At 69.5% G+C, this 12,857-nt stretch carries 11 protein-coding genes; 10 read left to right on the top strand and 1 reads right to left on the bottom strand.

Going from position 1 to position 12,857, the window contains the following annotated elements; translation table 11 throughout:
* Position 1: 1 nt before the first annotated feature.
* Complete coding sequence (gene ftsW, locus A37E_RS0111920; protein ID WP_029556792.1) at positions 2 to 1,213, bottom strand: putative lipid II flippase FtsW; 1,212 nt, start codon at positions 1,211 to 1,213, stop codon at positions 2 to 4.
* Between the two features lie 126 nt (positions 1,214 to 1,339).
* On the opposite strand from ftsW, the gene A37E_RS0111915 reads away from it, so the two are divergent.
* The 10 genes from A37E_RS0111915 (at position 1,340) to nadC (ending at position 12,857) form a co-directional block, all read left to right on the top strand.
* Positions 1,340 to 3,982 (top strand): ligase-associated DNA damage response DEXH box helicase, encoded by a 2,643-nt coding sequence (locus tag A37E_RS0111915; RefSeq protein WP_038192949.1) that lies wholly within the window; start codon positions 1,340 to 1,342, stop codon positions 3,980 to 3,982.
* Positions 3,983 to 4,638: 656 nt separating this feature from the next.
* Positions 4,639 to 5,070 (top strand): metallopeptidase family protein, encoded by a 432-nt coding sequence (locus A37E_RS0111905; RefSeq protein ID WP_024277175.1) that lies wholly within the window; start codon positions 4,639 to 4,641, stop codon positions 5,068 to 5,070.
* Between the two features lie 75 nt (positions 5,071 to 5,145).
* On the top strand, positions 5,146 to 5,703 hold the full coding sequence (locus A37E_RS0111900; RefSeq protein ID WP_029556790.1) for a cytochrome b: 558 nt from the start codon (positions 5,146 to 5,148) through the stop codon (positions 5,701 to 5,703).
* 179 nt (positions 5,704 to 5,882) lie between these two features.
* On the top strand, positions 5,883 to 6,488 hold the full coding sequence (leuD, locus tag A37E_RS0111895) for a 3-isopropylmalate dehydratase small subunit (RefSeq protein ID WP_029556789.1): 606 nt from the start codon (positions 5,883 to 5,885) through the stop codon (positions 6,486 to 6,488).
* Between the two features lie 77 nt (positions 6,489 to 6,565).
* Positions 6,566 to 7,183, top strand: a complete 618-nt coding sequence (locus A37E_RS0111890) for a chemotaxis protein CheB (RefSeq protein ID WP_081837561.1) — start codon at positions 6,566 to 6,568, stop codon at positions 7,181 to 7,183.
* Positions 7,180 to 8,202, top strand: a complete 1,023-nt coding sequence (locus A37E_RS0111885) for a diguanylate cyclase (RefSeq protein WP_024277171.1) — start codon at positions 7,180 to 7,182, stop codon at positions 8,200 to 8,202. The genes A37E_RS0111890 and A37E_RS0111885 overlap by 4 nt, the downstream gene beginning before the upstream one ends.
* 144 nt (positions 8,203 to 8,346) lie before the next feature.
* Positions 8,347 to 9,276, top strand: a complete 930-nt coding sequence (locus A37E_RS0111880) for a membrane protein (protein WP_029556787.1) — start codon at positions 8,347 to 8,349, stop codon at positions 9,274 to 9,276.
* A 58-nt stretch (positions 9,277 to 9,334) separates the two neighbouring features.
* Complete coding sequence (gene nadA / locus A37E_RS0111875) at positions 9,335 to 10,360, top strand: quinolinate synthase NadA (RefSeq protein ID WP_029556786.1); 1,026 nt, start codon at positions 9,335 to 9,337, stop codon at positions 10,358 to 10,360.
* Complete coding sequence (locus A37E_RS0111870) at positions 10,357 to 11,886, top strand: L-aspartate oxidase (RefSeq protein WP_029556785.1); 1,530 nt, start codon at positions 10,357 to 10,359, stop codon at positions 11,884 to 11,886. The genes nadA and A37E_RS0111870 overlap by 4 nt, the downstream gene beginning before the upstream one ends.
* Positions 11,887 to 12,002: 116 nt before the next feature.
* Positions 12,003 to 12,857: a carboxylating nicotinate-nucleotide diphosphorylase gene (nadC, locus tag A37E_RS0111865; protein WP_029556784.1), complete on the top strand. Its 855-nt coding sequence runs from the start codon at positions 12,003 to 12,005 to the stop codon at positions 12,855 to 12,857.

The following is a 12,857-nucleotide window of genomic DNA, read 5'->3' as shown; positions in this document are numbered from 1 at the left end:
ATCAGGCCGGATCGGGCATCGCGGCGGGCGGCGACACCGGGCGGGCGAGGCTCTCGCCCCGGCGCGGATCGGCGCCATGGCCCTCGCTGAGCCGCGCCAGCGCCGCGGCGCCGGGCCGCTTGCGCGAGAGGGCCAGCAGCATCCCCATGCCGAAGGCGATGGAGATGAGCGAGGAGCCGCCATAGGAGATGAAGGGCAGCGTCATGCCCTTGGCCGGCGCGATATGGACGTTCACCGCCATGTTGATGGAGGCCTGCAGACTGAACAGCAGCGCAAGGCCGGTGATGGCGAAGCGGGTGAAGGGATCGCTTTCCTTCGAGGCGCGCGAGAGCGAGCGCAGCAGGATGAAGGCGAACAGGGCGAGGATGATGAGGCACAGGATGATGCCGAACTCTTCGCCCGCCACCGCGAACACGAAGTCGGTGTGGCCGTCCGGGAGCATCCGCTTCATGGTGCCCTCGCCCGGTCCGGTGCCGAACCAGCCGCCGCTCCTGAACGAGTTCAGCGCCGCATCGATCTGGTAGGTGTCGCCGGAATCGGGATTGAGGAAGCGGTTGATGCGCTTCTGCACGTGGGACACGGTCATGTAGGCGATGAAGCCGCCGCCCGCTCCGACGCCCACCAGCCCCACCATCCAGATCCAGCGCAGGCCGGCAAGGAAGAACAGGGACGACCAGACGAGACAGATCAGCAGGCTCTGGCCGAAGTCCGGCTGCTTCACCAGCGGGCCGAGCACGCTGCCGAGCAGGAGGAAGGCGAACAGGGTCGCCGGCATTTCCGGCCGCTTGGTACTTTCCGCGAACAGCCAGGCGGCGAGGATGACGAAGGCCGGCTTGATGAATTCGGACGGCTGCACGGTGATGCCGGCGATGGTGAGCCAGCGCCGCGCGCCCTTCACCTCCGGCCCGAACACCAGCGTGGCCAGCAGCAGCACGAAGAACACGCCGAACACCACCACGCAGGTGCGCCGGATGGTGCGGGGCGACATGAAGGAGGTGGCGATCATCACCACCGCGGCGGGGAGGAGGAACAGCACCTGCCGGTTCACGAAGTGGAACGGGTCGGCGATGTTGAGGCGGGCGGCCACCGCCGGGCTGGCGGCGAGGCACAGGATGATGCCGATCACCATCAGCCCGCAGAGGCTTGCCAGCAGGGCGCGGTCCACCGTCCACCACCATTCGCTCAAGACGGTGCGGTCGGCGCGCGACATCATGGGACGCATACTCCGGGACGGGACATTTCCCGCACCATGCCCCCGCGTTGGTTGACGGCCGATTAAGGATCGTCGTCACGCTCCGGGGGCATCGCGGAACGGCGCCGGGCGCCCTATCTTTGCCTCGTGGCCAGAGCGAGCAAGGCGCGCAGCGCGACACCGTCCGGGGCATCCGCCCTTCCCGAGCCGTTCGCCGGCTGGTTCCGCACGCGGGGCTGGACGCCGCGGGCGCACCAGCTCGACCTCATCGCCGCAGCCGAGAGCGGACACTCGGTGCTGCTCATCGCGCCCACCGGCGCCGGCAAGACGCTGGCCGGCTTCCTGCCGACCCTGATCGAGCTGAGCCGCCCGAAGGCGAAGATCCGCAAGGCCGCCGCCCCGGTGGCCGAAACCCCTGAAACAGACCCCGGCGCGGCGCCCGTGCCCTTCGCCCGCTGGCAGGCGGAGCGGCCGGCCTCGCCGCTGCATACGCTCTATATCTCGCCGCTGAAGGCGCTGGCGGTGGACATCGCCCGCAATCTGGAAGCCCCGGTGGAGGAGATGGGGCTCGACATCCGCGTGGAGACCCGCACCGGCGACACGCCGGCCTCGCGCCGCCAGCGCCAGCGGCGCGACCCGCCGCACATCCTCCTCACCACGCCGGAGCAGATCTCCCTGCTGCTCGCCACGAAAGATGCGGAGCATCTCTTCTCCGGCCTCAAGCGCGTGGTGCTGGACGAATTGCACGCCCTCGTCACCTCCAAGCGCGGCGACCTGCTGTCCCTCGCCCTCGCGCGGCTGCGCGCCATCGCCCCCGGCCTGCAATGCGTCGGCCTCTCCGCCACCGTCGCGGAGCCGGACGACCTCCGGCGCTATCTGGTGCCGCAAATCCACAACGAAGATGAGGATGCGGCCGAGCCCGCGCTCGCCGATCTGGTGATCGCGGCGGGCGGGGCGGCGCCGGACATCTCCATGCTGGAGAGCCGGGCGCGCATGCCGTGGGCGAGCCACACGGCGCAGCACGCCTTCGCCGAGATCTACGAGCTGATCGGCACCAACAAGCTGTCCCTCGTCTTCGTGAACACCCGCTGGCAGGCGGAATTCCTGTTTCAGGAACTCTGGCGCATCAACGACCTCAGCTATCCCATCGCGCTCCACCACGGCTCCCTCGCGGTGGAGCAGCGGCGCCGGGTGGAGGCGGCCATGGCGGCGGGGAAACTCAAGGCCGTGGTGGCCACCTCGTCGCTCGACCTCGGCATCGACTGGGGCGACGTGGATCTCGTCATCAATGTGGGCGCGCCCAAGGGCGCCTCCCGCCTCATGCAGCGCATCGGCCGCGCCAACCACCGGCTGGACGAGCCGTCCCGCGCCGTGCTGGTCCCCGCCAACCGGTTCGAAGTGCTGGAATGCCGGGCCGCGCTGGAGGCGGTGAAGGCGGGCGCGCAGGACACCCCGCCCGAGCGGGAAGGCGCGTTCGACGTGCTGGCCCAGCACATCCTCGGCATGGCCTGCGCCGCGCCCTTCTCGGCCGATGCCCTCTATGGCGAGGTGCGCTCCGCCGCGCCTTACCGCACATTGTCCCGCGAAGACTTCGATGCGGCGCTGGATTTCGTCGCCACCGGCGGCTACGCGCTCCGCGCCTATGAACGCTACGCCAAGATCCGCCGCACCAAGGACGGGCTGTGGCGCGTCGCCAATCCCATGATCGCGCAAGGCTACCGGCTGAACGTGGGCACCATCGTGGAAGCCTCCATGCTGAAGGTGCGCCTCGTCTCGGCGCGCGGCGCAGCCAAGACCGGCGTCGCCGGGCGGGTGCGCTTCGGCGGGCGGCTGCTGGGCGAGGTGGAGGAGTATTTCGTTGAGACCCTGGTGCCGGGCGACACCTTCGTCTTCGCCGGGGAAATCCTGCGCTACGAAGTGCTGGTGGAGGACGAGGTCTATGTCTCGCGCACCACCGCCACCGAGCCGAAGGTGCCGGCCTATGCGGGCGGCAAGTTCCCCTTGTCCACCTTCCTCGCCGCCGGGGTGCGGGCGCTGCTTTCCGCGCCCGAGCGCTGGGCCGCCCTGCCGCCGCAGGTGCGCGACTGGCTGGAATTGCAGAAGGCCAAGTCCCGCCTGCCGGGCCGGGACGATCTTCTGGTGGAGACCTTCGAGCGGTCGGGGCGCTACTACCTCGTCACCTACCCGTTCGAGGGCCGGCTCGCCCACCAGACGCTGGGCATGCTTTTGACCCGCCGGCTGGAGCGGGCGCGGCTGAAGCCGCTGGGCTTCGTCGCCAACGACTACGCCCTCGCCGTCTATGCCGCCGGCGACATGGGGGCGGCCATCAGCCAGAGGCGGCTGTCGCTGGACGACCTGTTCGATCAGGACATGCTGGGCGACGATCTGGAAGCGTGGCTGGCCGAGAGCGCGCTGATGAAGCGGACGTTCCGCCATTGCGCCGTCATCGCCGGGCTCATCGAGCGGCGGTTTCCGGGTAAGGAGAAGACCTCGCGGCAGGTCACGGTCTCCACCGACCTCATCTATGACGTGCTGCGCCGGCACGAGCCGGACCACCTGCTGCTGCGCGCGGCGCGGGCGGACGCGGCGACCGGGCTGCTGGACGTGAAGCGGCTGGGGGAGATGCTCGCGCGCATCCGCGGGCATGTGGTGCACCAGCCCCTGCCGCGCGTGTCGCCGCTGGCGGTGCCGGTGCTGCTGGAGATCGGACGGGAGAGCGTGGGCGGCGACGCCAACGAGGCGCTGCTCGCCGAGGCGGAGGAGGAACTGGTGCGGGCGGCGACGGAATGAGCGTCAGGCCCGCCGGGACCGTCAGGCCAACCTTGCGCGGATCACCTTCCGCGAATCACCAAGCCCCGCCGGCGGACGTCAGGGCCGCTGCGCTCAAGCACATGAAATTCCCTCGCGGCAAGCCTTTGTGGCGCGCCACGTCCCGTCCCCGCGGCGCATTTCGCACCTGCGAAAACAAATCGGAGCTGTTGCATCCATGAGACGAGCAACTTTGAACCGGCTCCAACTTCATCACAATCGCGTGATCGACCGGGGCACAAAAGGCCCGCACAATCTTCCGCTGACTCAGAAGACCGCGCCCACGACCGTCGCGACCGAAGCGGCGCTGGCCTCGTGGGGGGCGAAAAACGCAGCGATACCAAGGATGGACACCAGAGCGCCCGTGACAGCAAGCTTGCGAAGCATGGCTTTACTCCCAGATCCCGTAAGATCCCGTTCTGCACCGACAACGATGCAGGGGGATTAAGAGTTCCTTAACCAAGTCACCCTGAACCCTTTTTGATGCTTGCGTTAACGAAGTGTTCAGGAAAGTCACGGGTCCGTGACGCCGGGCGCGCGGAAGTCACCGGACTGGCCACCCCGGCGACGACTTCAGCGGTTCGTGATGTTGCGCTGCAAAATGAAGTAACGCGGATGTAACCGGCAGGAGGGGAAGCATGTCGTTGAGCGGCGTACCGTCGAAGAGCCGATGGCACGATGTGGAGGCCCCCGGGCTGGAGGAACTGGAGCAGCTGGCGCAGGAGGCCTTCGCCGCCCTGCCGGACTCGTTCCGCGCCCTGTGCCAGGGCCTCGTCATCAAGGTGGAGGACTTTCCCACCGACGAGGTGCTGGACGAGCTTGGCGCCGAGACCCCGTTCGACCTGCTCGGCCTGTTCCACGGCATCGGCCGCGCGCAGGGCGGGGCCGTGGCCCAGACCGGACAGATGCCCAACATGGTGTTCCTCTATCGCCGTCCCATCCTCGATTACTGGGCGGAGAACGAGGAGACCCTTGGCGACGTCGTCACCCACGTGCTGGTGCACGAGATCGGGCATCATTTCGGCCTCAGCGACGACGACATGGAGGCCATCGAGGACCGGGCCAATTGACCGCAGGCAAAACACTACCTTGGCACTGGACCCAGCGGCAGCGCTTTCTAGAATGACTCCAAAAAGGAGACCTCCATGCCTGTCGATCCTCGCATGACCCGTTACGGGCCGGCCCTGCGCGCCCTGCACTGGCTCACCGCCATCGCCGTCTTCACGGCGTTCGGCGTGACCTACCTGGAACAGTTCTTCGCGCGGGGAACGCCGGCACGGGGCATGGTGTGGTGGGTCCACATCTCGGTCGGCCTCCTGCTCATCGCGCTGGTGGCGGTGCGCATTCCCGTGCGCATCTTCGGCCGCAACCCGCCGGCCTCGACGCAGATCAGCCGGCCGGTGGCCATCGCCTCGCACATCGTGCACGGTCTGCTCTATCTCGCGCTCATCGCCACGCTCGCGCTCGGCGTCTATCTCGCCTTCCTGCGCGGCAATGCGGTGTCCTTCTTCTCGCTCTTCACCATCCCCTCGCCCATCGCGGTGAACCGCGACCTGGGCAAGCAGGTGCAGGAGATCCACGAGCTGATGGCCAACGCCGTGATCGTGCTGGCCCTGCTGCACGCGGCCGCCGCCGTGCTCCATCACGTCGTGCTGAAGGACGACGTGCTGAAGCGCATGCTGCCGGAGCGCCTCGCCCCCTGACGCGCGCGCCGGCGGGGCCAAGGCGCTGTGCAAGGCGCGGCGTGCCTGTTATGGATGACCGTTACGGACGCGCCCTGCGGGGTGCGTCCGGCGCGCCATAGACACGGGCTGCGCCGCCGGGTTTCAGCCACCGAGGCCCGGCACCCGAGACCCGGCAGACGGATAAGGCAGAAGGTCCCATGGAGAAGTTCACGGTCCTGGAGGGCGTCGCGGCGCCGATGAAGCTGGTCAATGTCGATACCGACATGATCATCCCCAAGCAGTATCTGAAGACGATCCAGCGCACCGGCCTCGGCAAGGGCCTGTTCTCCGAGATGCGCTATCTCGACGACGGCGCAGAGAACCCCGCCTTCGTGCTGAACCAGCCCGCCTACCGCTCTTCCAAGATCCTCGTCGCCGGCGACAATTTCGGCTGCGGTTCCTCGCGCGAGCACGCGCCGTGGGCGCTGCTGGACTTCGGTATCCGCTGCGTGATCTCCACGTCGTTCGCGGACATCTTCTACAACAACTGCTTCAAGAACGGCATTCTGCCCATCGTCGTCTCCAAGGACGACCTGGACAAGCTGTTCGACGACGCCGAGCGCGGCGCCAACGCCACCCTCACCATCGACCTGCCGGCCCAGGAAATCCGCGGCCCCGATGGCGGCGTGGTCAAGTTCGAGATCGACCCCTTCCGCAAGCGCTGCCTGGTCGAGGGGCTGGACGACATCGGCCTCACCCTCCAGAAGGCGCCGGCCATCGACCAGTACGAGACCACCAAGGGCGCCGAGCAGCCCTGGCTGTGACGCCGTGAACCGGCCGCGGCACTGACGGGAAGGACGGGCGGGCGATGGAACCATCCCCCGACCCTCTCCCCACGGGCATGAGGCCCGCAGCCCGCGCCATCGTCATCGGCGCGTCGGCGGGCGGCCCTCCCGCCCTCGGCCGGCTGCTCGCCGCGCTCGATCCGGAGCCGGATGTCGGCATCGCGGTGGTCAACCACGTGGGGGCGGACGGCCCGGACCTACTGCCCGCCATCCTCGCCCGCCTTTCGGGGCGGGCCGTCATTCTCGCGCAGGAGCGGTGCCCCCTTTCGGGTGGCCTTGTCCATGTCGCCCCTAGCGGTTACCACTTGGAAGTGGGGCGGGACCGTTGTTTTTCACTCTCCGTGGACCCACGGGTGTGCTATTCGCGTCCTGCAATTGACGTTCTGTTCGCCAGCGCCGCCGAGGCCTACGGTGACGCCCTGGCTGGAGTGGTCCTCACCGGCGCCAGCAGCGACGGGGCGGAGGGACTGAAGCGCATTCGCGAACTGGGAGGCCGTGCCCTCGTGCAGGAGCCGTCGGAAGCCGAGGTCGATACCATGCCGCTGGCCGCGCTTCAGCGCGCCGGAGCGGACCTCTGCGCCCCGCTGGCCGTCCTCGCCGAGGCGCTCACGGCGTTCGGCCGTAACCCGCGCGGAGACTTGAGCGGGCACCTGCGACCGAGGATGGCCGAATGAGCATGGCCGACCTGCCCAAGATTCTCGTCGTCGACGACGTGCGCGCCAACCTTGTCGGCATGCGCCGCCTGCTCGCACCCGTGAAGGCCGAGATCTACGAGGCCCATTCCGGCAACGAGGCGCTGGCGCTCTGCCTCGACCACCGCTTCGCGCTCATCCTGCTCGATGTGCAGATGCCCGATATGGACGGGTTCGAGGTGGCCGCCCTCCTCAACAACGACCCGGCCACCTGCGACGTCCCCATCGTGTTCGTGACCGCGGCCTATCACGACGACATCAACCGGCTGAAGGGCTACACCTTCGGCGCGGTGGACTATATCGCCAAGCCCATCAACGACGCCGTGCTCCTCTCCAAGGTCACGGTCTTCCTCGACCTGCACATCTCCAAGCTGCGCCTCAAGGGCGCGCTGGAGGAGCTGGAGAAGCGCAACCGGCAGCTGGAGATCGAGATCGAGGAGCGCCGCCGGGTCGAGAAGCAGATCCGCCACATGGCGACCCACGATGCCTTGACCGGCCTCGGCAACCGCATCCTGTTCGTGGAGCACCTGACCCGCGCGCGCGCCCAGGCGCAGCGCCACGGGCGGGAATTCGCTTTGCTCTACATCGACATCGACGGCTTCAAGCAGGTCAACGACCGGCACGGCCACGGGGTGGGCGACAAGCTGCTGTGCGCCATCGCCAACCGGCTGCGCGGCAACCTGCGGCAGGAGGATTTCGCCGTCCGCCTGTCCGGCGACGAATTCGCCGTCATCATGGTGGACCTCGCCGAGGGCGATGCCGCCCACGCCCAGGGCCAGCGCCTGTGCGAGGTGCTGCGCGAGCCCTATATCGTCTCCTACAACGATCAGGCCTACACGGTCAGCGTCGGCGCCAGCATCGGCATCGCGCTCTATCCGCGCCACACCACCGACGAGACCGAGCTGATCCGCCTCGCGGATACGGCCATGTACGAGGTGAAGCAGCAGGGCAAGGACGGCGTGCGCCTCGCCATCGCCCGGCCGGTGGTGCAATCGGCCTGAGGCGACACCCCTGTAGGGGTGCGGGCGCGGTGCGCCTTCGCAGCCCGGCGCGGCCGTGATATCCGGGACAGTGCGGGCGGTTGGCTCCCCCGCGACCAGACCACGGCCCGCCCGCCGTCCAGCCCACCGCCTTTCGGGAACTTCATGCCGAAGTCCGCCATCCGATCCGTCGTCGTCGACCTCATCGCCGTGCTCGCGGCCGTGACCGGCGGCGAGCCGCGGGTGATGACGGTGGAGCACGGCTCGGCCCTGCCCTCCGGCCCGTTCGAGCTGGCGCACCGCTCCCTCCAGCAGGGCCTGCGCGACTGGGTGGAGCAGCGCACCCACCATCCGCTCGGCTATCTCGAGCAGCTCTACACCTTCGCCGACAAGGACCGTGCCGGGGCGGAGAGCGCCGCGCGCACCATCTCCATCTCCTATCTCGGCCTCGCCCGCGAACAGGCGGCCACGGCGGGCGCCGCCGAGTGGCACGGCTGGTATGAATACTTCCCGTGGGAGGACCACCGCGACGGGCCGCCGCCCGTCATCGCCACAACGCTGGCGCCGGCCCTCGTCGCCTGGGCGGAGGCGGCCCCCTCGGTTGCCGAGCGCAGCCACCGCCGCCAGCGCGCCGCCCTCAGCTTCGGGCTCGACGGCGCGGCCTGGAACGAGGAGCTGACCCTCCAGCGCTACGAACTGCTCTTCGAGGCCGGCATCGTCGCGGAACGGCTGCGCCGTGAGGGGCACGCGGAGGCCGCGGGGGCGGGACGGGCCATGATCGCCGACCACCGGCGCATCCTCGCCACCGCCATCGCGCGGCTCAGGGCCAAGATCAAATACCGCCCGGTGGTGTTCGAGCTGATGCCGCCCACCTTCACTTTGCTCCAGCTGCAGCGCTGCGTGGAGGCCATCGCCGGGCGGACGCTGCACAAGCAGAATTTTCGCCGGCTGATGGAGCAGCAGGAACTGGTGGAGGAAGCCGGCGGCGCCACCACCGAAACCCTTGGCCGGCCTGCAAAACTCTTCCGCTTCCGCCATGCGGTGGTGGAGGAGCGGGCCTTCGCCGGAACGAAATTGCCCCTCGCACGCTCTTGACAAGACTTATGCTCAGGATAAGCATATGCCCAACATATGCTCAAACTGAGTATAGACAATGGTCGCATCCACCCTTTCCGCCGCCCCCGTTTCTGCCACTCCGGATGCCCTCGCGGCGGCCTTCGCCCGCACGGCGCCGCTCTACGAGAAGGTCCGCCGGGTGGTACCGCCCGCCGACTGGGCCTTCCTCGCCGAGGATGCGGAGGCGATCCTCCGGCTGAAGCGCGAGCGCAACGCCGTCATCCTCGCGCACAACTACCAGACGCCGGAAATCTTCCACTGCGTCGCCGACATCGTGGGCGACAGCCTGGCGCTGGCCCGCGAGGCCATGCGGGTGGATGCGGACGTGATCGTGCTGGCCGGTGTCTACTTCATGGCCGAGACGGCGAAGCTGCTGAACCCGGGCAAGACCGTCCTCATTCCCGATCAGGACGCCGGCTGCTCGCTCGCCGATTCCATCACCGCCGCCGACGTGCGCCTCATGCGCGCCGCCCATCCCGGCGTGCCGGTGATCGCCTATGTGAACACGTCCGCCGCCGTGAAGGCCGAGGTGGACGTGTGCTGCACCTCGGGCAATGCGGCGCGGGTGGTGAAGTCGTTCGGCGTGCCCAAGGTCATCATGCTGCCGGACCAGTATCTGGCGAAGAATGTCGCCGCCGAGACCGGCATCGAGATCATCTCCTGGGCCGGCCAGTGCGAGGTGCACGAGCTGTTCACCGCCGCCGACGTGCGCGAGCTGCGCGCGGCCAATCCCGGCGTCACCGTGCTGGTCCACCCGGAATGCCCGCCGGAAGTGGTGGCGGAAGCCGATTTCGCCGGCTCCACCGCCGCCATGAGCGACTATGTGAGCGAGAAGCGCCCGCCCCGCGTGGTGCTGCTCACCGAATGCTCCATGGCCGACAATGTGGCGGTCCACTATCCCGACATCGACTTCGTGCGCCCCTGCAATCTCTGCCCGCACATGAAGAAGATCACGCTCCGCAATATCCGCGCCGCGCTGGAGAACAATCTCCACGAAGTCACCATCGACCCCGAGATCGCCGCGCGCGCCCGGGGCTCGGTCGAGCGGATGCTGGCGCTATGACCCACACGCCTTTAGAAGGCCGTCCCGTCATAGTCGGCGCCGGCATCGCCGGGCTTGCAGCCGCCCTCTTCCTCGCCCCCGAGCCGGTGGTGCTCGTCACCCGCGCGCCGCTCGGCACGGACGGCTCCAGCCCGCTGGCGCAGGGCGGCATCGCCGCCAGCGTCGGGCTGGACGACGACGACGCGCTCCACCTCGAAGACACGCTGGCGGCGGGCGACGGTCTCTGCGATGCCGAGGCCGCCCGCCGCATCCTGTCCGCCGGACCTGATGCCATCGCGGCGCTGGAGCGCCTCGGCGTGCGCTTCGACCGCGACGCGGCCGGCGGCCTGCTGCTCGGCCTCGAAGCCGCCCACAGCCGGCGCCGCATCGTCCATGCGGATGGCGACGGCACCGGGCGGGAGCTGGTGCGCGCTCTGTCGGAAGCTGCGCGCGCCTGCCCCTCCATCACCCTCGTCGAGGGCGAGGCGCGGCGCATCCTGATGCGCGATGGCGCAGTCTGCGGCCTGCTCGTGGCCACGGCCGGAGGCGCGCGGGTGCTCGCCACACGCCGCCTCGTGCTGGCGACGGGCGGGGTCGGCGCGCTCTACGAACACACCACCAATCCCGTCGCCTCCTGGGGCGTGGGAATCGCGCTGGCCGCCGACGCCGGGGCGGAGCTGGCGGACCTCGAATTCGTGCAGTTCCACCCGACCGCGCTGGCGACGCCCGCCCGCCCGCTCCCCCTCATCAGCGAGGCGGTGCGCGGGGAAGGCGCGCTCATCGTGGACGGCGCTGGCCGGCGCATTCTGGAGAACGTGCCGGGGAAGGAGCTGGCGCCGCGCGATGTGGTGGCCCGTGCCGTCTGGCGCGAAGTGGTGGCGGGGCGCGACGTGTTCCTCGACGCCCGCGCCAGCCTCGGCGCGCGCTTCGCCGCCCGCTTCCCGCAGGTGGCGGCCGGCTGCCGCGCCGCCGGCATCGATCCGGCCACCGACCTCGTGCCCATCCGCCCCGCCGCGCACTACCACATGGGCGGCATCGCCGTGGATGAACACGGCCGCAGCACCGTCCCCGGCCTCTGGGCGGCGGGCGAGTGCGCCGCCACGGGCCTGCACGGCGCCAACCGCCTCGCCTCCAACTCCCTGCTGGAGGCGGTGGTGTGCGGGCGGGAGGTGGCGCAGAGCATCGCCGGGCAGGCGGCCGGACGGACCATCACGCCCGCGCCGTCCTCGCTGCCCACGGCGGCCGATGCGGCTCCGGCCCGCGCCATCGTCTCCCGCCTCGTCGGCGTCACCCGCGATGCGGAGGGGCTGACGACGGCGCTCGCCCGCCTGCTGCCGCTGGCCGAAGGCTCAGGCCCCGCCGCAGCTCCGGCCCGTGTCGGCCTGATGATGGCGGCCTCCGCCCTCGCCCGCACAGAAAGCCGCGGCGCCCATGCGCGCACCGACTTTCCGCAGACTGCGACGGTGGCCCGGCGCTCGCGCATCACCCTTCCCGCGGCGCTCGCCGCCGCCCGGCGCGTGCGCGTGCCGGACCTCGCCTTCGCCTAAAGCATTTTCGAGCGAAGTGGGTACCGGTTCGCGTGAAGAAAATGCGTCAACTCAATAACATGGATCATTTCCCCGTTCCGCGAAACGGGGAAATGACCCCATCGAACGGAGCCGCCATGGCCGCCCTCGACCCGCTCCCCGAATTGATGGTGGAGCCCATCGTCCGCGCCGCGCTGCTGGAAGATCTCGGCCGCGCCGGGGACATCACCACCGATGCGGTGGTGCCGGCGGGACACATCAGCCGCCTCGTGCTCGCCGCCCGTCAGGACGGCGTGGTGGCGGGCCTCGACTGCGCCCGCCTCGCCTTCCGCCTGCTGAACCCGGACGTGCGCTTCACCCCCATCGTGGCGGACGGTTCGCGCGTTGCCTCGGGCACCGTGCTGGCCGAGGTGGAAGGCCCCTCGCGCGCGCTCCTCACCGGCGAGCGCACAGGCCTCAACCTCGCCTGCCGCCTCTCCGGCATCGCCACAGCGACCGCCTCGCTGGCGGATGCGGTGGCGGGCCACAAGGCGCAGATCGTCTGCACCCGCAAGACCACGCCCGGCCTGCGCGCGCTGGAGAAATACGCCGTGCGCGCCGGCGGCGGCGCCAACCACCGCTTCGGCCTCGATGATGCGGTGCTGGTGAAGGACAACCATGTCGCCATCGCCGGCTCGGTGGCCGAGGCGGTCAGGCGCGTGCGCGCCCGCGCCGGTCATATGGTCAAGATCGAGGTGGAGGTGGACACCCTCGCCCAGCTGGAAGAGCTGCTGACGCTCGGCGCCGATGCGGTGCTGCTCGACAACATGACCCCCGCCACCCTCGCCGAGGCCGTGCGCATGGTCGGCGGGCGGATGCTCACCGAAGCCTCGGGTCGGGTGAACCGCGAGACGGCGCCTGCCATCGCGGCGTCCGGCGTAGACCTCATCTCCGTGGGCTGGCTGACCCACAGCGCCCCCATCCTCGACATCGGTCTCGACTGGGTGGGCTGA

The sequence above is a fragment of the Xanthobacter sp. 91 genome (assembly GCF_000702385.1).
Lineage (GTDB): Bacteria > Pseudomonadota > Alphaproteobacteria > Rhizobiales > Xanthobacteraceae > Xanthobacter > Xanthobacter aminoxidans.
The sequence above is the reverse complement of the archived record's forward strand: the minus strand, read 5'-3'. Positions and strand labels throughout refer to the sequence as shown.

What these genes read in the sequence shown, in the direction of transcription:
- ftsW (WP_029556792.1), bottom strand. Translation starts at nt 1,213, where the DNA reads ATGATGTCGCGCGCCGACCGCACCGTCTTGAGCGAATGGTGGTGGACG.
- A37E_RS0111905 (WP_024277175.1), top strand. Translation starts at nt 4,639, where the DNA reads ATGTCGTTGAGCGGCGTACCGTCGAAGAGCCGATGGCACGATGTGGAG.
- A37E_RS0111900 (WP_029556790.1), top strand. Translation starts at nt 5,146, where the DNA reads ATGCCTGTCGATCCTCGCATGACCCGTTACGGGCCGGCCCTGCGCGCC.
- leuD (WP_029556789.1), top strand. Translation starts at nt 5,883, where the DNA reads ATGGAGAAGTTCACGGTCCTGGAGGGCGTCGCGGCGCCGATGAAGCTG.
- A37E_RS0111890 (WP_081837561.1), top strand. Translation starts at nt 6,566, where the DNA reads ATGAGGCCCGCAGCCCGCGCCATCGTCATCGGCGCGTCGGCGGGCGGC.
- A37E_RS0111885 (WP_024277171.1), top strand. Translation starts at nt 7,180, where the DNA reads ATGAGCATGGCCGACCTGCCCAAGATTCTCGTCGTCGACGACGTGCGC.
- A37E_RS0111880 (WP_029556787.1), top strand. Translation starts at nt 8,347, where the DNA reads ATGCCGAAGTCCGCCATCCGATCCGTCGTCGTCGACCTCATCGCCGTG.
- nadA (WP_029556786.1), top strand. Translation starts at nt 9,335, where the DNA reads ATGGTCGCATCCACCCTTTCCGCCGCCCCCGTTTCTGCCACTCCGGAT.
- A37E_RS0111870 (WP_029556785.1), top strand. Translation starts at nt 10,357, where the DNA reads ATGACCCACACGCCTTTAGAAGGCCGTCCCGTCATAGTCGGCGCCGGC.
- nadC (WP_029556784.1), top strand. Translation starts at nt 12,003, where the DNA reads ATGGCCGCCCTCGACCCGCTCCCCGAATTGATGGTGGAGCCCATCGTC.